Raw genomic sequence first — 20,718 nt, 5'->3', positions numbered from 1 at the left:
CGCCCCGGTGCGAGCCGGGGCGTATCCTCGTCAGTTGGCGGCGGGCACCATCACGTCGATCACCGCTGCCGCCACTTTCGCTACCACCGGCGTCTTCGCCAGCACCTCGCCGTCGATCGAGATCGGCAGCGGCGGCTCGGTGGCGACCCGCAGCGCCGTGCCGCGGAAGGTGACGGTATCTTCCTTGCGCGCCTCCAGGCGCAGCACGGAGGCGGCCCAGTTGCGCACCAGCCGCGACTTCACATGGCCTTTTACGACCTGGACGACGATCTCGCCCGAGGCGACGCCGGCCTCGTCCACCAGCTCGGTGCCGCCATGGAACGGGCCGTTGGAGATTCGCACCTCCACGGCGCGCAACCGCTTGGCATCCTTGCCTTCGCCGACGATCACGGTGAACGGCTTGAACTTCAGGAACTGCAGCGCCGCCCAGCTGAGATAGCCCATGCGGCCGAACCAGCGCTTGACGTTGTGCGGCACGGTCTCGGCGATCTGGGGGGACAGGCCGATCGCGGCGGTGCTGGCGTAATAGTCATCGTCGATCATGCCCAGGTCGATCCGCTTCGGCCGCCCTTTCAGGATCGTGTCGACCGCGCCGTCGAGATCGAGAGGGACACCCAGCGAGCGGGCGAAGCTGTTCGCCGTGCCCAAGGGCAGCACGCCGAGCACGACGCCTTTGCCGACGAGCTTGTCTACCAGTCCGCTGATCGTGCCGTCGCCACCGCCGAGGATCACCAGCTCGGGCTTCTTCGCCAGCACCTCGCCCAGCACGGCCTCCAGGCGATCCGGATCGTCGACCGCATGCGCATCGACTGGCATGTCCTGCTCGCCGAAGCGGGCGCAGGCACGATCGAACCAGTCCTGGCCATGGCGGGACTTGGTGTTGACGATCATTGCCGCCGATCGGAATTGCATGAGGCCCCCTTGGAATGATGACGGTCCCGTAACGCATCGGCGCGGCGATCGGGTCCGTGTGCCCTGTTCTTGAGGACAGGTCGCCTTCGGCGGACCTTGCGCGTTTGTGCCCCCTATGACTGCGCCTGTTCTACTCTGGTTTCGCCGGGATCTCCGCCTTTCCGATCAGCCCGCGCTTCGTGCAGCCCTGGAGGAGGGCATGGTCGTGCCGGTCTATGTGCTGGATGACGAGACCGCAAAGCACCGTGCGATGGGCGCTGCGTCGCGCTGGTGGTTGCATCACAGCCTTGCGGCGCTCGATGCGGACCTTCGCGCCAAGGGGTCCCGTCTGATCCTGCGGCGCGGCAAGAGCGACGAGGTGCTGGCGGCGCTGGCGAAGGAAACCGGCGCGACAACGGTGCATTGCATTCGCCATTACGAACCCTGGTGGCGAAACGCCGAACGGGCGGTGGCAAAGCAGCTGACGCTCTGCTGCCACGACGGCAACTATCTGTTGCCGCCCGGCGCGGTGACCACCGGCGCGGGCAAGCCCTACAAGATCTTCACGCCCTTCTGGCGCGCGCTGCGCGAACGTCTTCCCCCGGCCGACCCGCTGCCGGCCCCGAGGAAGATCGCGTCGCCGCCGAAATGGCCTGACAGCGATAAGCTGGAAGATTGGGAGCTGCTCCCCACCGCGCCGGATTGGGCGTGCGGTTTCGGCGAGGAATGGGAGCCGGGCGAGGCCGGCGCGCACAAGCGGCTGCGGCGGTTCCGGGAGCATGCCGCACGCTATGACGACACCCGCAACCTGCCGTCGATCGAGGGCAGTTCGCGCTTGTCGCCGCATCTCCACTTCGGCGAAGTCTCCCCAGCGCGAGTGTGGCACGCGGTTGGGGATGCCGGCGGGCAGGTGGAGGAATATCTTCGCGAACTCGGTTGGCGCGACTTCACCCAGAACCTGATCTGCCAGTATCCGGACTATGCCGCCAAGAACGGGCGGCCGGCGTTCGACAAGATGCCGTGGCGCACCGGCAAGGAAGCCAAGGCCGATCTTCGCGCCTGGCAGCGCGGGCAGACGGGCTATCCCATCGTCGATGCCGGCATGCGCCAGCTTTGGACCTCCGGCTGGATGCACAATCGCGTGCGGATGATCGCGGCGAGCTTCCTCATCAAGCATCTGCTGATCGATTGGCGCGAAGGCGAGCGCTGGTTCTGGGATACGCTGGTCGACGCCGACTACGGCAACAACACGGTGAACTGGCAGTGGGTTTCCGGATCGGGGGTCGACTCGAGCCAGTGGAGCCGGGTGATGGCGCCGTTGTCCCAATCCGAGAAGTTCGACGCCGCAGGCTATATCCGGCGCTGGGTGCCCGAGCTTGCGAACGTACCGGACGGTGCGATCCATGATCCCGAAGCGGCGGGGTGTCGGCCGGGGGCGTATCCTTCCAAACGGATTAACCACCAGGATGCCCGCGAACGCGCGCTGGCGGCGGGGCGTACCGTCCGCTGAAGGGCTTGCCCCGCGCGGCAAGGCGTGCATGTAACGGGGCATGAACGCTCCGGCACAGGATCGGGTACGAGCCCCCAAACGCGGCACCTCGCCGCTCGCCCTCTTCGGTACTTTCTTCCATCGCCAGCTCGACCGGCTGGACCTCGGAATCTCCGAGGGAAGCCTGGAAGTATTTACGCCTGATGGTCAGGCGCGGCTGCTAGGGGGCGGCGCGGCGGGGCCGGCGGCGAACGTCACGCTGCACAGCTGGCGGGCGCTGGTCCGGCTGGCGACCGGTGGTTCCGCCGGATGGTACGAGGCTTGGGAGAAGGGCGAATGGTCGAGCCCCGATCCGGTGCAGCTGTTCGCGCTGTTCAGCCGTAACCGTGCGGGGCTTGCGGCGCAGTCGCGCTCGCGGGGGCTGTCGCTGCTGCCGCGGCGGCTGATGCATTGGATGCGACGCAACCATCGCGGCGGATCCCGCAAGAACATCGCGTTCCATTACGATCTGGGGAACGACTTCTACACGCGGTGGCTCGATCCCGGCATGAGCTATTCCAGCGCGATCTTCCGCGATGCAGACGATGCGCTGGAGACGGCGCAAGAGGCGAAGCTGCAGGCGATCCTCGAGCGCACCGCCACCCGGCCGGGCGACACCATCCTCGAGATCGGCTGCGGCTGGGGCTCGTTCGCCGAACTGGCGTTGCGCCAGGGACGGAAGCTGCATGGCATCACCCTTTCGACCGAGCAGAAGGCCTGGGCCGAGGCGCGGACCGAGGGGATGGCAGGCGCCCGCTTCAGCCTTACCGACTATCGGGACGTGACGGGTCAATATGACGCCGTCGCCAGTATCGAGATGGCCGAGGCGGTAGGGCGCGAATATTGGCCGGCCTATGTTTCGGCGATCGCCCGCGCCTTGAAGCCGGGCGGGCGAGCGGCCCTGCAGGTGATCACGTTCGACGACGCGATGTTCGAAGGCTATGCCCGCAACGTCGATTTCATCCAGACCTATATCTTCCCCGGCGGCATGCTGCTCAAGGAGAGCGAATTCCGCGCGCTGGCCGAGGCCGAGGGGCTGGAATGGCGCGACCGCCACGGCTTTGGGCTGGACTATGCGGAAACCCTGCGGCGCTGGCGCGAAAGCTTCGATGCGGCGGCTGCGGCCGGCCTGTTGCCGGCGCAGTTCGACGCGCGTTTCGTCCGCCTGTGGCGCTACTACCTGATGTATTGCGAGGGCGGTTTCCGCGGTGGCGGGATCGACGTGATCCAGATGACGCTGGTGAAGCGGGGCTGAGCCCCGCTTCGGCCGCCGCCGTCAGCCGCAGCGGGCGTCGGTGATGGTGCCGGTCTTGTCGACGTGCAGGTTGAGCCGGTCGACGCGGAAGTCCATCGTCACCGCCGCGCCGGGCTCGATCCAGCGGATGCGCTTCGCACCCGAGCGGGCGAGGGCATCCGCCTCCACCGCCGGGGAGCGCGGCTTGCCCTTGAGGTCCAGCACGCGGTTGGCGTCGCATTCGACCATCGGCGGCAGGGGATCGGCCTTGTTCTGCGCGGCACAGCCGGCCGCCCCTGCGGCGGTGAGCGCGAGCAATGCGACGGTCCGGATCATGCCGGCTCTTCCGTACGGCTCATCTTGAGCTTGCCGTTGCGCACCGCGAAGGCAAGCTGGCCCTCGACCAGCGCCAGCGCATCGCGGCCGAACTGTTCGTAGCGCCAGCCTTCAAGGATCGGCAGGTCCTTGCGGACGCCGGCGGCGAGCGCCTCCAGGTCCTCCGATCGCGCGAGCAGGCGCGGGGCGACGTTCACTTCCTTTGCGCGAATCTTGAGCAGCAGCTTCAGAAGGTCGGCGACCAGCGCCCCGTCCTTGCCAAGGGCGGGCTTGCGCTCTTCGCGGCCGGGCATCTCGTCGGCGGGCAGGGACTTGGCATCGGCGAGCGCGTCCATCATCCGGCCGCCGATATCGTTCCCGGCCCAGGCGGCGGAGAGGCCGCGCACCTTGGCGAGGTCGCTCTGCTTGCGCGGCGGATTGGCGGCGAGATCGGCCAGCGTCTCGTCCTTGACGATGCGGCCGCGCGGCAGGTCCTTGCCCTGCGCCTCGAGCTCACGCCAGCGGGCGAGCGCCTTGAGGCGGCCGAGCACGTCCGGCTTGCGGCTGTTGATGCGGACGCGCTGCCATACCTGGTCTGGATCGTTGCGGTAGTTCTCTGGATTGGAAATCCGCTCCATCTCCTGGTCCAGCCACACACCGCGGCCGGACTTGCGGAGCTTTTCCAACATCTTCGGGAAGATCTTGGACAGGTGCGTCACGTCCGCGATCGCATAATCGATCTGGCGCTTGTCGAGCGGGCGGCGCGCCCAGTCGGTGAAGCGGGCGCCCTTGTCGACGACGATGCCGAGATAGGTGTCGACGAGGTTGGAATAGCCGATCTGCTCGCCCTGGCCGAGCGCCATCGCGGCGACCTGGGTGTCGAACATCGGATGCGGCGTCTTGCCGGTGAGGTTGTAGACGATCTCGATATCCTGGCCACCGGCGTGGAAGACCTTGAGGACGTCCTCATTCTCGACGAGCAGGTCGAGCAGGGGGCCCATGTCGAGGTCCGGGGCCATCGGATCGATCGCCGCAGCCTCCTTGTCGTTGGCTACCTGAATGAGGCAGAGCTCGGGCCAGTAGCTGTTTTCCCGCATGAACTCGGTATCGACCGTGATGAAGTCGGACTGCGCGAGGCGTTTGCAGAGATCGGCGAGGGTGACGCTGTCTTCGATCAGACCATGAATGTGCATCTGACGCCCATATACCGGTCTTCGGGTTGACAAAAGTGGGGTGTGACCGGAATGCGCGCGGTCATAGTGTTTCAATATCGTCGCGCCGGCTCGTTCCGGCACCGCCCCACCAGGCGGCGATGACGACAAGGTGAGAAGATCAGCCACATGCACGCCTATCGCACCCACACCTGCGCCCAGCTCCGCTCCGCGGACGTGGGGCAAACCGTCCGCCTGTCGGGCTGGGTGCACCGCAAGCGCGACCATGGCGACCTGGTGTTCGTCGACCTGCGTGATCATTACGGCATCACCCAGATCGTCACGGACGCCAGCGGCCCGGCCTTCGATGCGATCGAGTCGCTGCGTTCCGAATCGGTGATCACCGTCACCGGCACGGTCGTCGCCCGCGATGCCAGCGTGGTGAACCCGAACCTGCCGACCGGCGAGATCGAGGTCCGCGCGGCGGAAGTGACCGTCCAGTCCGCCGCCGCCGACCTGCCGATGCCGGTGTTCGGCGAGCAGGAATATCCCGAAGAGATTCGCCTGCGGAACCGCTATCTCGATCTGCGCCGCGAGAAGGTCCACAAGAACATCCTGCTGCGCTCGAACGTGATCGCATCGCTCCGCCGCCGCATGATCGACCAGGGCTTCACCGAGTTCCAGACGCCGATCCTCACCGCGTCGAGCCCCGAGGGCGCGCGTGACTATCTCGTCCCCAGCCGCGTCCATCCGGGCAAGTTTTATGCGCTGCCGCAGGCGCCGCAGATGTTCAAGCAGCTGCTGATGGTCGCGGGCTTCGACCGCTACTTCCAGATCGCGCCCTGCTTCCGCGACGAGGACGCCCGCGCCGACCGGTCCCCCGGCGAATTCTACCAGCTCGACTTCGAGATGAGCTTCGTGACGCAGGACGACGTGTTCGCCGCGATCGAGCCGGTGCTGCACGGCGTGTTCGAGGAGTTCGCGGACTGGGAGGGCATGGGCCGCAGCGTCAGCGCGCTGCCGTTCAAGCGCATTCCGTACCGCGAATCGATGCTGAAGTACGGCAACGACAAGCCCGACCTGCGCAACCCGCTGGTCATCACCGACGTGTCGGACTTCTTCAAGGGCTCGGGCTTCGGCCGCTTCGCCTCGATCGTCGAGGGCGGCGACGTCGTCCGCGCGATCCCGGCGCCGGGCACGCACGAGAAGAGCCGCAAGTTCTTCGACGACATGAACAGCTGGGCGCAGAGCGAAGGCTTCCCCGGCCTCGGCTATGCGACGCAGAAGGACGGCGTGTTCGGCGGCCCGATCGCCAACAACCACGGCCAGGACGGCATGAAGGCCATTGCCGAGGCGATGGGCCTTGGCCCGAACGACGGCATCTTCTTCGCCGCCGGCAAGGAAGCGCAGGCAGCTAAGCTCGCCGGCCTCGCCCGCACCCGCGCTGCCGAGCAGTTGGAGCTGATCGACAAGAAGCGCTTCGAGTTCTGCTGGATCGTCGACTTCCCGATGTTCGAATATGACGAGGACGCGAAGAAGGTCGATTTCAGCCACAACCCCTTCTCGATGCCGCAGGGCGAGCTGGAGGCGCTGGAGACCAAGGATCCGCTCGACATCCTCGCCTACCAGTACGACATCGTCTGCAATGGCATCGAGCTGTCCTCGGGCGCGATCCGGAACCACAAGCCCGAGATCATGTACAAGGCGTTCGAGATCGCCGGGTATACGCAAGCGGACGTCGACACCAACTTCGCGGGCATGATCAACGCCTTCAAGTTCGGCGCGCCGCCGCATGGCGGCTCGGCCCCGGGTGTCGACCGCATCGTGATGCTGCTCGCCGACGAGCCGAACATCCGCGAAGTGATCGCCTTCCCGATGACGCAGAAGGCCGAGGACCTGATGATGCACGCGCCGTCGGCCGTCAGCGACAAGCAGCTGAAGGAACTGCACATCCGCCTGGCGCCGGGCGTCGACGGTCCCAAGGCCGGCTGAGCGGAGCAGGGCGGTCATGCGCGTCGTGGTGTTCAACACCAAGGCCTATGACCGCCGCTTCCTGACCGAGGCCAATGCGCGCTTCGGCCATGAACTGACCTTCCTCGAACCCCGCCTCGACCTGCTGACCGCGCCGCTGGCGGCGGGGCATCCGGCGGTATGCGTGTTCGTCAACGACGGGGTCGATGCGGACGTGCTGGAGGCGCTGGCCAAGGTCGGTGTGCGGCTCGTGGCGCTGCGCTGCGCCGGCTTCAACAACGTCGATCTTTTCGCAGCCGAGCGGCTGGGCATCGGCGTGGTACGCGTGCCGGCCTATTCCCCGCACGCGGTGGCGGAGTTCACCGTGGGGCTGTTGCTGGCGGTGGACCGGCAGATCCCGCGCGCCTGGTCGCGGGTGCGGGAGAACAATTTCGCACTCGACGGGCTGATCGGCCGCAATCTCCATGGCCGCACCGTCGGTGTGATCGGCACCGGCAAGATCGGCGCGCTGGTCGCCCGCGCGCTGCGTGCCGGCTTCGGCTGCACGGTATTGGCGAGCGACCTCCATGCCGATCCCGCGCTGGAGGCAATCGGCGTCCGCTACGTGCCGCGCGACGCGCTGCTGCGCACCGCCGAGATTCTCACGCTGCACTGTCCGCTGACCCCCGACACCCACCGGCTGATCAACGCGCAGGTGATCGCCGAGGCGCGCGACGGGCTCACCATCGTCAACACCAGCCGCGGCGCGCTGATCGACACCGCAGCACTGATCGAGGGACTCAAGTCGCGAAAGGTCCGTGCCGTGGCCCTCGACGTGTACGAGCAGGAAGCCGACCTGTTCTTCGAGGACCTCTCCAACGAAATCATTGCCGACGACCAGTTCCAGCGGCTGTTGACCTTTCCCAACGTGCTGGTCACCGGCCATCAGGCCTTCCTTACGGAGGAAGCGCTGTCGGCGATCGCGGAGACAACGCTGGCGAGCATCGCCGACCATGAAGCTGGTCGACCACTCGCCAATCGCGTCGATGCAGCCTTGATCGCTCCCGCACGTTAAGGCGCGCTATGACGATCGATCTTTCCGACTATGAGGCCGGCGACCATTTCGACGGCGACTATGACGCCGAACTCGCCAAGCTGCAGAAACGGCTGAGCCATATCCAGACCGCGCACATCATCCACAAGCGCCGCGCGATCGTGGCGCTGGAGGGCTGGGACGCGGCGGGGAAGGGCGGGGTAATCAAGCGCCTCACCGCCGAATGGGACCCGCGCTACTATGAGGTGTGGCCGATTTCCGCGCCGACGCAGGAAGAACTCTCGCACCACTTCCTCTGGCGGTTCTGGCAGCGGCTGCCGGCGCAACACAATATCGCGGTGTTCGATCGCACCTGGTACGGCCGGGTGCTGGTCGAGCGCGTCGAGGGCTATGCCAGCGAGACCGACTGGCGGCGCGGCTATGCCGAGATCAACGATTTCGAGGCGCAGCAGGTCAATAACGGCGCGACGCTGATCAAGCTCTTCCTGCACGTGACGCAGAAAACCCAGGACAAGCGCCTGCGCGACCGGCTGACCCATCCGTGGAAGCGCTGGAAGACCGGCATGGACGATTTCCGCAACCGTGCACGCCGGGCGGACTATCTCGATGCGATGCACGAGATGTTCCACGAGACCGACACGCCGCATGCACGCTGGACGGTGATCGACGGGAACAACAAGAAGGCCGCGCGGATCGCGGCTCTGACCGCCATCGCCGAGCAGCTGGAAAAGCATGTGCCGATGGTGCCGCCGGAGCTCGACCCGGAGGTCGTGAAGGTGGCGACGGAAGCGCTGGGGAAATTCTGAGACGCTACCGCATCAACGGACGCTGTCGGCACTGCGTCTGACTGTCCGATGTTGGTGGCAAGCGGATGTTCAGCCCAAGATGACGAAGACGAAGTAAGCCGCAAAGGCACCAACCATCAGCGCGATATTGGCAAACCATATCGTCCAGAAAAGCACGGGCCGTTCCGCCCGCAGCACCTGCCCCATAAGGCCGTCCCCGGCTGCGCTCATAACGAGATGGATTTCGCCTTCCCTCGCGAACCGGGCTAACCGGGCGAGCCAAAAACCTATCCCCAAGATGAGGGCAATGCCGACCGCCACGTTGAACGCATCGACGTGCCCCACCTTATCCAAATCCTGTCGCTTTCGGCTTCGGCGCCGCGCCGATGCTCTCGGGCAGAGAATGACCATTTCCGTGAATGGCCGCAACTGGGGCGCTTTCTGAAGTTCCCATATTGGTGAGCCTACCCCAAGTCGTAGAGATCCTCCCCGATATGGGACGGATCCCCGATCCACCAGGTCACGCCGCCTGGAACGTTCCGTCTTCGCCCATCACGTGCAGGATGCCGTCGGCGATGGCGAAATACGCCCCGTGGATGGTCAACGCGCCAGACGCCTCACGCTCGGCGACGAAAGGGAAGGTCCGCAGGTTGCGCATCGAGACGCGAACCGTTTCGTGTTCCATCGCGCGTACGGCCTCAGGCCCCTCGCCATATTCGGCACGGACCTTGTCGCGGGCCTCGTCCAGCATGTCGACCCAGTGGGCGATGAAGCCGCCTTGGCCCTGCTCGGCATCGGCGAAGCGCTGGGTGAGCGCCGCATGCGCGCCGCCGCAGGCGCCGTGGCCCATCACCACGATTTCCTGTACCTGAAGCTGAGTCACCGCGAATTCCAGCGCGGCCGAGACGCCGTGGCGACCGCCATCGGTCTCGTACGGCGGCACGAGGTTGGCTACGTTGCGCACCACGAAGATCTCGCCCGGCGAGGTATCGAAGATCTGCGCCGGATCGACTCGGCTATCCGAGCAGGCGATCACCATCACCTTGGGGCTCTGGCCCTCGGAGAGTTCAGCCCAGCGCGCGCGCTGGCTGCTCCAGCCGTCCGTGCGGAAACGGTGATAGCCACCGATCAGTTCTTGAAATCCTGCCATGTGTTTCGCCTATCCATCCTTGCAGACCCTGTCGACGCCAGAACGCCCGCACCGCGGTTGCGCTCCCTGCAACGCCATGCGCAATTTCCGGGACTGGCGAAACGCGTCCGGGCGCTCTATCTGCCCCCCATGAACGAGCAGACTCCGCTGCCGCGCCCCGAGCGCGTCCGCAAGCCCGACTGGATCCGCGTCAAGGCCCCCACCTCGGAAGGGTTCGCCAAGACCCGCGCCCTGATGCGCTCCAAGAACCTCGTCACCGTGTGCGAGGAGGCCGCCTGTCCGAATATCGGCGAGTGCTGGACCAAGAAACATGCGACGGTGATGATCCTGGGCGACGTCTGCACGCGCGCCTGCCGCTTCTGCAACGTCAAGACCGGCATGCCGCGCAAGGTCGATCCGCTGGAGCCGCAGCATGTCGCCGAAGCGGCGGTGCAGATGGGCCTCGAGCACATCGTCATCACCTCGGTGGACCGCGACGACCTGCCCGACGGCGGTGCCAGCCAGTTCGTCAAGGTGATCGAGGCGATCCGCACGGCGAGCCCGACGACCACGATCGAGATCCTGACGCCCGATTTCCGCAACAAGCACGAGGCCGCGATCGAGGCGATCGTCGCGGCGCGGCCCGACGTCTATAACCACAACCTCGAAACCGTACCCCGGCTCTACCCGATGATCCGTCCGGGCGCGCGCTATTACGCGTCGCTGCGGCTGCTGGAGACGGTGAAGCGGCTCGATCCGTCGATCTTCACCAAGTCGGGCATCATGCTGGGGCTCGGCGAGCAGCGCCTGGAGGTGCATCAGGTGATGGACGACATGCGCTCGGCCGACATCGATTTCCTGACCATGGGCCAGTATCTCCAGCCGACGCCGAAGCACGCCAAGGTCGAGGAGTTCGTGACGCCGCAGGCCTTCCAGGCGTACGGCGCGATCGCGCGGGCCAAGGGCTTCCTGCAGGTCGCCTCGTCGCCGCTCACGCGTTCCAGCTATCACGCCGGCGAGGATTTCGCCGAGATGCGCGCGGCCCGCGAGGCCAAGCTGGCGAAGGCGAGCGCCAAGGCCTGATGCCCAAGCACAGCGAAACCCGGCAGCTCCCCTACACGCCGGAACAGATGTTCGATCTGGTGGCCGATGTCGCGCGCTACCCCGAGTTCCTGCCCTGGGTGAGCGCGATGCGCGTCCGCTCGTCGAGCGAGACCCAGGTGGTCGCGGACATGATCGTCGGCTTCAAGGGGCTGCGCGAGACCTTCACCTCGCGCGTGACCAAGGCGCGGCCCGAGACCGTCCATGTCGAATATGTCGATGGGCCGCTCAAGCACCTGTCGAACGACTGGAAGTTCCGGCCGGACGGGCAGGGCGGCTGTTATGTCGATTTCTGCGTCGACTTCGCGTTCAAGAACCGGGTGTTCGAAATGCTGGCCGGCCAGGTGTTCGACCGCGCGCTCCGCAAGATGATCGGTGCGTTCGAGGAGCGCGCGGCGAAGCTTTACGCCGCTTCGGGTTCCTCGACCGGCACTTCGGGCGACGGCATCAACAGGTCGAGCGCACACAACGCTGCCTGAAGGCGGATCCCGCCGCGGCCGTTGTCCTCGAAATGGCGCGCGTCGGCGACGACGTGCTTGGGATCGGCACCACGGATCGCCTGGGCGAACACCACGGTGCCGACCGGCTTGTTCTCGGTCGCCCCGCCCGGGCCGGCGATGCCGGTGATCGCGACCGCGACATCGGCCTTGGTGCGCTCCAGAACGCCCTGCGCCATGCTCCAGGCGACCGCGATCGAGACCGCGCCGAAGGTTTCGAGCACGTCGAGGCTCACCTTCAGCACGTCCATCTTGGCGTCGTTGGAATAGGTGACGAACCCGGCGTCGAAGACGTCCGAAGAACCCGGCAGTTCGGTCAGCGCGGCGGAGACCAGGCCGCCGGTGCAGCTTTCGGCAACGGCGACGCGGCGACCGGCAAGACGGTTCGCGTCAATGACCTTGCGCGCGGCTTCTACGAGTTCGGTGGGAAGAATCGTGTCCATAGCGCGGCCCCCTTGCCACCGGTTGATCGCTTGTACGAGTCAGTTCCTTGCAGGTACGCGTACCGTTGCGACAGCCTGCGCAGCCATGCCCTCGCCGCGGCCGGTGAAACCCAGGCGTTCGGTGGTGGTCGCCTTCACGCTCACCTGTCCCCGATCGAGACCGAGGATCGCGGCGATCGAGGCGCGGATCGCCTCGCGGTGCGGGCCGATCTTGGGCGCCTCGCAGATCAGCGTCACGTCGATGAAGTCCAGGATGCCGCCTTCGGCCGCGACCAGCGAGGCCGCATGTTCGAGGAAGCGGGCCGAGGCCGCACCGCGCCATTGCGGGTCGCTGGGCGGGAAGTGCATGCCGATATCGCCCGCGCCGATCGTGCCGAGCAGGGCATCGGTGATCGCGTGAAGCGCCACGTCGGCGTCGCTATGGCCGGACAGGCCCTTGCTGTGCGGAATGCGCACGCCGCCGAGCCACAGCGCGTCGCCCTCGGCGAAGCGGTGCACGTCGTAGCCGGTCGCGGTGCGGACGCGCATCGCGGCGGCCAGCCGCGTCTCGGCGGCGGCGAAATCGGCGGGATGGGTGATCTTTTCGAGCATCGGGTCTCCGGGGACGAGCGCGACCTGGCCGCCGATCGCACGCAGCATCTGGGCGTCGTCGGTCGCCTCCTGATCGGCGGGCCAGCGGCGGTGCGCATCGAGAATGGCGTCGAAGGCGAAGGCCTGCGGGGTCTGGACGCGGTAGAGGTCGGCGCGCGGCACGGTGTCGCCGATCAGCGCGCCCTCGCCGCGTACCAGCGTGTCGGCCACGGGGAGGGCAGGGATCGCACCGCCTTCGACATCGAGGCTCGCGAGCAGGTCGTCGATGACCCGCGCCGGAAGAAAGGGCCGGGCGGCGTCGTGGATCAGGACATGGGTGAAGTCGCCGGCGATCAGTGCCTCCAGCCCGTTCCGCACCGACTCGCGCCGGGTTGCACCGCCGGTGACGAAGGGCGTGGTACCCAGCGCCGCTTCGAGCTGCGCCTCCTGGCCTGCGCCGATCACGGTGAGGACCGCGTCGATCTTGGGATGGCTGCTCAGCGCTTGATGGGCATAGGCGAGCAATGGCTTGCCGCCGAGCGGTGCATATTGCTTGGGTACGCTGGCCCCGGCACGGGTGCCGCTGCCGGCGGCGACGAGGATGGCGGCGGTCCTGAACGCGGTCATGGCGGAGCGCCTAGCGAAGTTTGCCGGGCAGGGGTAGGGCAACCTCCATTCCTCCCCGGCACGGGGAGGAATTTAGGGCACCTTGCCCTTCGCGCCCCGGATCGCTACATCGCCTGCCTGATTTTCAGGCAGAATTTGATGCGCGAACTCGCCCCTATCCAGATCGGCCCCGTGCGGGTCGAAGCCCCAGTGCTGCTTGCGCCAATGACCGGCGTGACCGACCTGCCGTTCCGGCGCGCGGTACGGCGCTTCGGCTCGGGCCTCAATGTTACCGAGATGATCGCCAGCGCCGCCGCTATCCGCGAGACGCGGCAATCGGTGCAGAAGGCGGCCTGGGACCCGATCGAGGAGCCGGTCTCGATGCAGCTCGTCGGCTGCACGCCGCACGAGATGGCCGAGGCGGCCAAGCTCAACGAGGATCGCGGCGCGTCGATCATCGACATCAACATGGGCTGCCCGGTCCGCAAGGTCACCAACGGTGATGCCGGCTCGGCGCTGATGCGCGACCTGGACCATGCCGGCGCGATCATCCGCGCCTGCGTCGATGCGGTCAGCACGCCGGTGACGGTCAAGATGCGGATGGGCTGGGATCATGACAGCCTCAACGCCCCCGACCTTGCGAAGATCGCGCAGGATCTCGGCGCCAAGCTGGTGACGGTGCATGGCCGCACCCGCAACCAGATGTATCGCGGCTCGGCCGACTGGAGCTTCGTGCGCCGGGTGAAGGAGGCGGTCTCGATCCCGGTGATCGTCAACGGCGACATCTGCTCGGTGGCGGATGCGCGCGAGGCGCTGGCGCAATCGGGCGCGGACGGCGTGATGATCGGTCGCGGCGCCTATGGCAAGCCGTGGATCCTTCGCCAGGTGATGGACGCGCTGACGGGCAAGGGCGACAAGCCCGAGCCTTCGATCGAAGAACAATATCGCGTCATCACCGAGCATTATGTCGAGACGCTCGGCCATTACGGCAACGAGGTCGGCGTCAACATGATGCGGAAGCATCTCGGCTGGTACACCAAGGGGCTGCACGGCTCGGCCGAGTTCCGCAACAAGGTGAACCAGGTCGTCGATCCGGTGCAGGTTCTCGACATGCTGGCGGAGTTCTACGAGCCGTGGCTCTCCCGCGCGGCGGCCTGAAGGGGTTCCGCCCGCAAACCGTCGAAGGACCGAGCTTCGCCGAACTGTTCGGCGCGCTGCCGGTGGCGGTGCTCGTGCTGGACCCCGACGGGCGCATCGCCCATGCCAACCCCGCTTGCGAGGTGCTGCTCAATCACAGCGAGACCAGCATGGTCGGCCAGCCCTATGACGCGGTGCTGCTGCCGCCCGAGGACTATACCGGGCGACGGGACGGCCGAGGCTTTGCCGCGTTCGATGCCGAGATCGAGGCGGTCCGCGGATCGCGATTGCGCGTGGACTTTCTCGAAGGCCAGGTACCGGATCACCCGGGCTGGCGGATCGTGACCCTCCACCACGCGCCCCAGGCACGCAAGATGGGGCAGGGGCTCGATCGCACCGCCGGCGCCCGTGCGGCGATCGGTGCCGCGGCGATGCTGGGGCACGAGATCAAGAACCCGCTGTCCGGCATCCGCGGTGCGGCGCAATTGCTCCAGAGTGGTGGCGACCCCGAGACGAACGGCGAGCTTACCCGGCTGATCACCACCGAAGTCGATCGCATTGCTGCGCTGATCGACCGCATGCAGGATTTCACCGATACGCGCCCGCTCGATCTCGCGCCGACGAATATCTACCCGCTGCTCGATCATGGACGCCGCGTGGCGCTGGCCGGGTTTGCGCGCGGGATCGTGATCGAGGAGTGGTTCGATCCGTCGCTGCCACCGGTTCTGATTGATCGCGATGCTTTCCTGCAGGTGCTGATCAACCTGCTCAAGAACGCAGCGGAAGCGCTGAAGGGGCTGGCCCAGCCGCGGATCATCCTGTCGACCGCGTTCCGCCACGGCATGTCGGTCAATGCCGGTCCCGGCCAGCCGCGCCGGCCGCTGCCGATCGAGATCTGCGTGATGGACAACGGCCCCGGCGCCCCCGCCGACATTGCCGAGCACCTGTTCGAACCGTTCGTCTCGGGCAAGCCGGAGGGCAAGGGGCTGGGGCTTCCCTTGGTAGAGAAACTGGTGCGGGATATGGGCGGGATCGTCCAATATGCCCGCGAACGCGAACCGGAGGTTACGGTGTTCCGCATCCTGCTGCCGCGAGCCACGACATGACGCCGGGCTCGGTTCTGGTCGTCGATGACGACGCTGCGATCCGCACGGTGGTTGCTGCCGCGCTGAAGCGCGAAGGCCACCGCGTCGCCACGGCGGCCAGCGTCGCCGAACTGCGGCGCGCGCTGACGACGGGCGTGCCCGACGTGCTGGTGACGGATGTGGTGCTGCCCGATGGCAATGGCCTCGACATCGTCTCGGGCCTGATGGCGGAGCATCCGAACCTGCCCGTGATCGTTTTTTCGGCGCAGAACACGCTGGCGACCGCCGTGCGGGCGACCGAAGTGGGCGCGTTCGACTATCTGCCGAAGCCGTTCGACCTCGACGCGCTGACCCATGCCGTCCGGAGCGCCATGGCGCGCGGGCGTCGTCGGCCGGCCGACCAGTCCGATGCGGAGCAGGGGGGCGGGCCCTCGCTGATCGGTCGCTCGCCGGCGATGCAGGAGGTGTATCGGGTTATCGCCCGCGTCGTTTCCAACGACCTGACCGTGCTGATCAGCGGGGAGTCGGGAACCGGCAAGGAGCTGGTGGCCAAGGCCATCCACGATCTGGGGCCGCGCCGGCGTGCGCCGTTCGTCGCGCTCAACATGGCGGCCATCCCGCGCGAACTGATCGAAGCCGAGCTGTTTGGCCACGAGCGCGGCGCCTTTACCGGTGCGCAGGCGCGCGTGGCGGGCAAGTTCGAGCAGGCGGCGGGCGGCACGCTGTTCCTCGACGAAATCGGCGACATGCCGATGGATGCACAGACGCGGCTGCTGCGCGTGCTGCAATCGGGGGAGTTCACCACCGTCGGCGGTGCGCGCACGATCCGAGCGGACGTCCGCATCGTGGCGGCGACCAACAAGGATCTCGCCCAGCTGGTCCAGATCGGCCAGTTCCGCGAAGACCTGTTCTACCGGCTGAACGTCGTGCCGATCAGCCTGCCCGCGCTGCGCGAACGCCGCCAGGACATTCCGCTCCTCGCCCGCCACTTCCTCGATCGCGCCGTGGAGGATGGCCTGCCGCGCAAGCAGCTCGACAAGGACGCCGTAGCGCTGCTTGAAACGCTCGACTGGCCGGGTAATGTTCGCGAGCTCGAGAATCTGATGCGCCGCATCGCCGCGCTGTCCCGCGACGAGTGGATCGATGCAGCCGCCCTGCGCCGGGCGCTGGGCGATGGCGGCGGCATCTTGCCGATTGCGCGGGATGCGGGGATCGAGGCTGCCATTCGTGCAAGGCTGGAGCGGATCGCGATCGAGGAGCCCCGTGCGCTTGACGACGGCACCCTGTACGACCGGATCATCGGCGAAGTGGAGCGCCCGCTGATCGAAATGATGCTCGGGCGCCACCATAACAATCAGCTGCGGGCGGCGCGGGCGCTTGGCATCAATCGCAACACGCTGCGCAAGCGCTTGGATACGCTGGGGATTGCTACTCGTGGCGAGGATGGCGCCGGATCGTAACATGATATGCGTCGGACTGACGCATCTGCGTGACAATCGGGCAATATTATGTGTTCTTTTGGCCACAATCCCTGTGTATCCAGGGACGCAATGGTCGCCGTAGCTCCAACGAGTCTCGATAGCCCGCAAGATTGGTCGCGTCCCGGCAGGGCGTTTCGGCTGGTCGAACTTTTGGTGCTGGCGCTCGCGCTGGCCACGCCGCTCGTCACCTACTGGTTCGTTCGCCAGCATTCCAGCCAGCAGCTGTTCAGCCCCGGCGTCGCCGCGACGCTGCTGCTCGTCAATCTGCTGCCCTATGTCGCGCTGATCGTGCTGATCGGCCGGCGGATAGCGCTTAATCGTACCGCGCGATCGGCGCTGGCTGGCGGCGGGCGCCTGCATGTGCGTCTGGTGGCGGTCTTCTCGCTGATGGCGAGCGTGCCGATCGTGCTGGCGGTGATTGCCGCCTCGATCATGTTCCAGTCGGGCATCCAGCTCTGGGGATCTGAGCGGGCCCGCAGCGCGCTCGCCTCCACCCAGGCGCTCGCCAATGAGGGCAAGGCGCTGGTGATCCAGCGATGGCGGCGCGAGGCGCTGCAGATGGTGAGCGACATGCTCCAAACGGCGCCCAAGGTGCCCGAGCGCTCGCCGGTGTTCGAAGACTGGTTTCTGCGCCAGACCTATTTCCGGCAATTCTTCCAGTCGGTGTTGTTCCGGGTGGTAGACGGCAAGCGGGTCGATGCGCTCTACGCCTATGAGCCGCCGTCCGCACCGACCTTCACGCGCCGTGTCTCGGGCAAGGTGCTGCAGGTGCTGCGGAACGAAGACACCTACATCAATTACGATGCCGAGATGGTGTGGGTGGTGACCCCGGTCGATCGCTCGGCGAACCTGTTTCTGTATGTCGCAACCCCGAACAATGTCGACTTTCTCAACCGCCAGAATCTCGCGTCGGATCGGATCGGCCATGAATATACCGCGCTGATCGCGCGTTCGCGCGCGCTTCAGTTGCAGTTCAACGCGGTGCTGTTCGGCGTCGCGCTGCTGATCGTCGGCATCGCGACGTGGATCGCGCTGGCGGTGGCGGACCGGCTGGTGCGGCCGGTGGATCAGCTCGTCCAGGCCGCCGGCCAGGTTGCGGATGGCGACCTGAGCGCCCGCGTGCCGACACCCGAGACCATCGACGAAATCGCCACGCTCGGTATCGCGTTCAACAGCATGACCGAGCGGCTGCAGGACCAGACCAACGCGCTCGTCACCGCCAATGCCCAGCTGGACAGCCGCCGCGCACTGATCGAGGCGGTGATGTCCGGCGTGTCGGCCGGCGTGATCGCGATCGGCGGCGATCACCGCGTGCGGCTGATCAATGCTTCCGCCAACGCGCTGCTGCGCCACAAGGCGGAGGACCCCGTGGGGCAGCCGCTGGAAGCGCTGGCGCCGGAACTGGAGGCGATGCTGATCAGCGGCGATCGGGAAGGGATCGTCCAGCTGGCCGCGGGCGGCGAGGCGCGCACGCTGGCGGTGAAGGTCACCTCGGATGAAGGCGGCCAGGTGCTTACCTTCGATGACATCACCCAGCAGCTGAACGATCAGCGCCGCGCTGCCTGGGCCGACGTCGCCCGCCGCATCGCCCATGAGATCAAGAACCCGCTGACCCCTATCCAGCTTGCGGCGGAACGGCTTCAGCGCCGCTATGGCAAGCAGGTCGACCAGAGCGACGGGGTGTTCGGGCGGCTGACGGAGACCATCATCCGGCAGGTGGGCGACCTGCGGCGGATGGTGGACGAGTTCTCGTCCTTCGCGCGCATGCCCAAGCCGATGTTCCGTCGCGAGTCGTTGCTCGATATCGCACGGCAGGCCATGTTCCTGCACGAGGTGGCGCATCCGGCGCTGCGGTTCACGCTCGACGCCCCCGACCCTGCGCCTTCGCTGGTCTGCGATCGCCGCCAGGTCGGCCAGGCGCTCACCAACGTCGTCAAAAATGCCGTAGAGGCGATCGAGGCGCGCAACGAAGCCGCCGGGCAGGGGGCCGACCTGCCGCAGGGTGAGGTCCACCTGACCATCCAGCCCGAGGCGGACGACAAGCTCATCCTGACGCTGTCCGACAATGGCGTCGGGCTCCCGGTCGAGCGCGACCGGATCGTCGAACCCTATATGACCACGCGCAGTCGGGGCACGGGCCTCGGTCTCGCGATCGTGAAGAAGATCGTCGAGGAGCATTGCGGAACGATCGGGTTTGCTGACCGCCCAGGCGGCGGCACGCTCGTGACGCTGTGCTTCGATACCGCGATGCTCGCCACCGTTGCCCTTACCGACACGCCGGATGACGCGAAGGACGCGCGTCCGGCGATGCTCACCCGAACCGGAAGCAGAACATGAGCCTGGATATTCTCGTCGTTGACGACGAACGCGACATTCGCGAACTGGTAGCCGGCGTGCTGGAGGACGAGGGGTACGCCACCCGCAACGCCGCAGACAGCGACTCGGCGCTCGAAGCGATTGCCGAACGGCGGCCGAGCCTGGTGCTGCTCGACGTGTGGCTGCAGGGCTCCCGGCTCGATGGCCTTGAACTCCTCGACGAGATCAAGCGGCGCGATCCATCGATACCGGTGCTGGTGATTTCCGGCCATGGCAATCTTGACACCGCGGTCGCTGCCATCCGGCGCGGCGCTTCCGACTTCATCGAGAAGCCGTTCGAGGCCGAGCGGTTGTTACTGATGGTAGCGCGTGCGACCGAAACCGAGCGACTGCGCCGCGAAGTCGCCTCGCTGCGTGCAGTGGCCGGGCGAGGCACGGACCTGCACGGCACGTCCACGGCCATCAACACCGTTCGCGCCACGCTCAAGCGCGTCGCGTCTACCGGCAGCCGCGTGCTGATCACCGGCGGCGCGGGCGTGGGCAAAGAAGTGGCGGCGCGACTGCTGCACGGCTGGAGCCAGCGCGCGGACGCCCCCTTCGTCATCGTCAGTGCCGCGCGGATGACGCCGGAGCGGGTGGACGAAGAACTGTTCGGCGTGGAGGAGGGTGGCGACCTCGTCCGGCCCGGTCTGCTCGAACAGGCGCATGGCGGCACGCTTTTCCTGGACGAGATCGCCGACATGCCGGTCGCGACCCAGGCGCGTATCCTGCGCGTGCTGACCGACCAGAGTTTCAGCCGCGTCGGCGGCACCCGGATCGTGAAGGTGGACGTGCGCGTGGTCTCCGCCACGGCGCGCGATCTGATGGAGGAAATCGCCGCGGGGCGTTTCCGCGAGGATCTCTATTATCGCCTGAACGTCGTTCCCGTGCCCATCCCGTCGCTTACCGACCGTCGTGAGGACATTCCGCCGCTCGTCGAACATTATGTCGCGCACTATGCGTCCGAGCGCCGCGTGCCGACCCCCGAGATCGCGTCCGACGCCATGGTCGCGCTGCAAAGCTATGACTGGCCCGGCAATGTCCGGCAGCTCCGCAACGTGGTCGAGCGCACGGTGATCCTCGCACCCGGCGACCGGATCGGCCGCATCGATGTCGACCTGCTGCCGCCCGAGGTGCTGGGCCGCCAGGGAGACAGCGGCGGCGGCATGGCATCGAACGCGATCATGGGCGCACCGCTCAAGGAAGCGCGGGAGAGCTTCGAACGCGAATATCTGCGCGTTCAGATCCGGCGCTTCTCGGGCAACATCTCGCGAACTGCCAGCTTCATCGGCATGGAGCGTTCGGCGCTGCATCGCAAATTGAAGCTGCTGGGCATCACCGACGCGCGCGACGACTGAGCCTAGCGATAGGCCAAGTGGATGCGCGCTTTGGGGGTATGGAAGTTG

At 66.8% G+C, this 20,718-nt stretch carries 19 protein-coding genes; 12 read left to right on the top strand and 7 right to left on the bottom strand.

What is annotated here, in order from left to right; genetic code table 11:
• Positions 1-30: 30 nt before the first annotated feature.
• Complete coding sequence (locus A7X12_RS18345; protein WP_064312882.1) at positions 31-912, bottom strand: diacylglycerol/lipid kinase family protein; 882 nt, start codon at positions 910-912, stop codon at positions 31-33.
• A 115-nt stretch (positions 913-1,027) separates the two neighbouring features.
• On the opposite strand from A7X12_RS18345, the gene A7X12_RS18340 reads away from it, so the two are divergent.
• Complete coding sequence (locus A7X12_RS18340) at positions 1,028-2,401, top strand: cryptochrome/photolyase family protein (protein WP_064312881.1); 1,374 nt, start codon at positions 1,028-1,030, stop codon at positions 2,399-2,401.
• A 40-nt stretch (positions 2,402-2,441) separates the two neighbouring features.
• Entirely contained in the window at positions 2,442-3,674 is a 1,233-nt protein-coding gene (locus tag A7X12_RS18335; RefSeq protein WP_064312880.1) for an SAM-dependent methyltransferase, read from the top strand.
• A gap of 21 nt (positions 3,675-3,695) precedes the next feature.
• Here the strand turns inward: A7X12_RS18335 and A7X12_RS18330 are convergent, their stop codons facing one another.
• Entirely contained in the window at positions 3,696-3,989 is a 294-nt protein-coding gene (locus A7X12_RS18330) for an I78 family peptidase inhibitor (protein ID WP_064312879.1), read from the bottom strand.
• Positions 3,986-5,161: a ribonuclease D gene (gene rnd, locus A7X12_RS18325; protein ID WP_064312878.1), complete on the bottom strand. Its 1,176-nt coding sequence runs from the start codon at positions 5,159-5,161 to the stop codon at positions 3,986-3,988. Before rnd ends, A7X12_RS18330 begins: the two co-directional genes overlap by 4 nt.
• A 147-nt stretch (positions 5,162-5,308) precedes the next feature.
• Here rnd and aspS point away from each other — a divergent pair, with 147 nt between their 5' ends.
• Genes aspS through A7X12_RS18310 form a run of 3 tightly spaced genes read left to right on the top strand, consistent with a single transcriptional unit; the run spans position 5,309 to position 8,929 of the window.
• Positions 5,309-7,111 (top strand): aspartate--tRNA ligase, encoded by a 1,803-nt coding sequence (aspS, locus tag A7X12_RS18320; protein WP_064312877.1) that lies wholly within the window; start codon positions 5,309-5,311, stop codon positions 7,109-7,111.
• Positions 7,112-7,127: 16 nt separating this feature from the next.
• Entirely contained in the window at positions 7,128-8,144 is a 1,017-nt protein-coding gene (locus tag A7X12_RS18315; RefSeq protein ID WP_064312876.1) for a 2-hydroxyacid dehydrogenase, read from the top strand.
• 8 nt (positions 8,145-8,152) lie between these two features.
• A complete protein-coding gene (locus A7X12_RS18310) occupies positions 8,153-8,929 on the top strand; it encodes a polyphosphate kinase 2 family protein (protein ID WP_064312875.1) in 777 nt (258 codons plus the stop codon).
• 69 nt (positions 8,930-8,998) lie between these two features.
• On the opposite strand, the gene A7X12_RS18305 is transcribed toward A7X12_RS18310, so the two are convergent.
• Positions 8,999-9,262, bottom strand: a complete 264-nt coding sequence (locus A7X12_RS18305; RefSeq protein ID WP_064312874.1) for a hypothetical protein — start codon at positions 9,260-9,262, stop codon at positions 8,999-9,001.
• A 166-nt stretch (positions 9,263-9,428) separates the two neighbouring features.
• Positions 9,429-10,058 carry a carbonic anhydrase gene (locus A7X12_RS18300; RefSeq protein WP_064312873.1) on the bottom strand — a complete coding sequence of 210 codons (630 nt, stop codon included), beginning with the start codon at positions 10,056-10,058 and terminating at the stop codon, positions 9,429-9,431.
• 129 nt (positions 10,059-10,187) lie between these two features.
• On the opposite strand from A7X12_RS18300, the gene lipA reads away from it, so the two are divergent.
• Positions 10,188-11,120 carry a lipoyl synthase gene (gene lipA / locus A7X12_RS18295; protein ID WP_064312872.1) on the top strand — a complete coding sequence of 311 codons (933 nt, stop codon included), beginning with the start codon at positions 10,188-10,190 and terminating at the stop codon, positions 11,118-11,120.
• Complete coding sequence (locus A7X12_RS18290; RefSeq protein WP_064312871.1) at positions 11,120-11,617, top strand: type II toxin-antitoxin system RatA family toxin; 498 nt, start codon at positions 11,120-11,122, stop codon at positions 11,615-11,617. Before lipA ends, A7X12_RS18290 begins: the two co-directional genes overlap by 1 nt.
• Here A7X12_RS18290 and A7X12_RS18285 read toward each other — a convergent pair.
• Positions 11,542-12,078, bottom strand: coding sequence for a CinA family protein (locus tag A7X12_RS18285; protein ID WP_064312870.1), 537 nt, complete (start codon positions 12,076-12,078; stop codon positions 11,542-11,544). The two genes, A7X12_RS18290 and A7X12_RS18285, sit on opposite strands and share 76 nt — an antisense overlap.
• Before the next feature lie 39 nt (positions 12,079-12,117).
• Positions 12,118-13,275 (bottom strand): bifunctional 2-C-methyl-D-erythritol 4-phosphate cytidylyltransferase/2-C-methyl-D-erythritol 2,4-cyclodiphosphate synthase, encoded by a 1,158-nt coding sequence (locus A7X12_RS18280; protein WP_064312869.1) that lies wholly within the window; start codon positions 13,273-13,275, stop codon positions 12,118-12,120.
• A 138-nt stretch (positions 13,276-13,413) separates the two neighbouring features.
• On the opposite strand from A7X12_RS18280, the gene dusB reads away from it, so the two are divergent.
• The 5 genes from dusB to ntrX all read left to right on the top strand — a co-directional run bounded on the left by dusB (position 13,414) and on the right by ntrX (position 20,670).
• Entirely contained in the window at positions 13,414-14,412 is a 999-nt protein-coding gene (dusB, locus tag A7X12_RS18275) for a tRNA dihydrouridine synthase DusB (protein ID WP_064312868.1), read from the top strand.
• Positions 14,388-15,497, top strand: a complete 1,110-nt coding sequence (locus A7X12_RS18270) for a two-component system sensor histidine kinase NtrB (protein ID WP_064312867.1) — start codon at positions 14,388-14,390, stop codon at positions 15,495-15,497. The genes dusB and A7X12_RS18270 overlap by 25 nt, the downstream gene beginning before the upstream one ends.
• Positions 15,494-16,936, top strand: coding sequence for a nitrogen regulation protein NR(I) (ntrC, locus tag A7X12_RS18265; RefSeq protein WP_064312866.1), 1,443 nt, complete (start codon positions 15,494-15,496; stop codon positions 16,934-16,936). Before A7X12_RS18270 ends, ntrC begins: the two co-directional genes overlap by 4 nt.
• A gap of 90 nt (positions 16,937-17,026) precedes the next feature.
• Positions 17,027-19,294 (top strand): sensor histidine kinase NtrY-like, encoded by a 2,268-nt coding sequence (locus A7X12_RS18260; protein ID WP_064312865.1) that lies wholly within the window; start codon positions 17,027-17,029, stop codon positions 19,292-19,294.
• Positions 19,291-20,670 carry a nitrogen assimilation response regulator NtrX gene (gene ntrX / locus A7X12_RS18255; RefSeq protein WP_064312864.1) on the top strand — a complete coding sequence of 460 codons (1,380 nt, stop codon included), beginning with the start codon at positions 19,291-19,293 and terminating at the stop codon, positions 20,668-20,670. Before A7X12_RS18260 ends, ntrX begins: the two co-directional genes overlap by 4 nt.
• Positions 20,671-20,718 lie beyond the last annotated feature (48 nt).

Source organism: Sphingomonas sp. TDK1 (assembly GCF_001650735.1).
Taxonomy (GTDB): domain Bacteria; phylum Pseudomonadota; class Alphaproteobacteria; order Sphingomonadales; family Sphingomonadaceae; genus Sphingomonas.
This window is presented reverse-complemented; position numbering and strand designations above follow the sequence as displayed.

What these genes read in the sequence shown, in the direction of transcription:
- A7X12_RS18280 (WP_064312869.1), bottom strand. Translation starts at nt 13,275, where the DNA reads ATGACCGCGTTCAGGACCGCCGCCATCCTCGTCGCCGCCGGCAGCGGC.
- ntrX (WP_064312864.1), top strand. Translation starts at nt 19,291, where the DNA reads ATGAGCCTGGATATTCTCGTCGTTGACGACGAACGCGACATTCGCGAA.
- A7X12_RS18285 (WP_064312870.1), bottom strand. Translation starts at nt 12,078, where the DNA reads ATGGACACGATTCTTCCCACCGAACTCGTAGAAGCCGCGCGCAAGGTC.
- A7X12_RS18290 (WP_064312871.1), top strand. Translation starts at nt 11,120, where the DNA reads ATGCCCAAGCACAGCGAAACCCGGCAGCTCCCCTACACGCCGGAACAG.
- A7X12_RS18315 (WP_064312876.1), top strand. Translation starts at nt 7,128, where the DNA reads ATGCGCGTCGTGGTGTTCAACACCAAGGCCTATGACCGCCGCTTCCTG.
- A7X12_RS18335 (WP_064312880.1), top strand. Translation starts at nt 2,442, where the DNA reads ATGAACGCTCCGGCACAGGATCGGGTACGAGCCCCCAAACGCGGCACC.
- ntrC (WP_064312866.1), top strand. Translation starts at nt 15,494, where the DNA reads ATGACGCCGGGCTCGGTTCTGGTCGTCGATGACGACGCTGCGATCCGC.
- dusB (WP_064312868.1), top strand. Translation starts at nt 13,414, where the DNA reads ATGCGCGAACTCGCCCCTATCCAGATCGGCCCCGTGCGGGTCGAAGCC.
- lipA (WP_064312872.1), top strand. Translation starts at nt 10,188, where the DNA reads ATGAACGAGCAGACTCCGCTGCCGCGCCCCGAGCGCGTCCGCAAGCCC.
- A7X12_RS18345 (WP_064312882.1), bottom strand. Translation starts at nt 912, where the DNA reads ATGCAATTCCGATCGGCGGCAATGATCGTCAACACCAAGTCCCGCCAT.
- aspS (WP_064312877.1), top strand. Translation starts at nt 5,309, where the DNA reads ATGCACGCCTATCGCACCCACACCTGCGCCCAGCTCCGCTCCGCGGAC.
- A7X12_RS18310 (WP_064312875.1), top strand. Translation starts at nt 8,153, where the DNA reads ATGACGATCGATCTTTCCGACTATGAGGCCGGCGACCATTTCGACGGC.
- A7X12_RS18330 (WP_064312879.1), bottom strand. Translation starts at nt 3,989, where the DNA reads ATGATCCGGACCGTCGCATTGCTCGCGCTCACCGCCGCAGGGGCGGCC.
- A7X12_RS18300 (WP_064312873.1), bottom strand. Translation starts at nt 10,058, where the DNA reads ATGGCAGGATTTCAAGAACTGATCGGTGGCTATCACCGTTTCCGCACG.
- A7X12_RS18340 (WP_064312881.1), top strand. Translation starts at nt 1,028, where the DNA reads ATGACTGCGCCTGTTCTACTCTGGTTTCGCCGGGATCTCCGCCTTTCC.
- A7X12_RS18260 (WP_064312865.1), top strand. Translation starts at nt 17,027, where the DNA reads ATGGTCGCCGTAGCTCCAACGAGTCTCGATAGCCCGCAAGATTGGTCG.
- rnd (WP_064312878.1), bottom strand. Translation starts at nt 5,161, where the DNA reads ATGCACATTCATGGTCTGATCGAAGACAGCGTCACCCTCGCCGATCTC.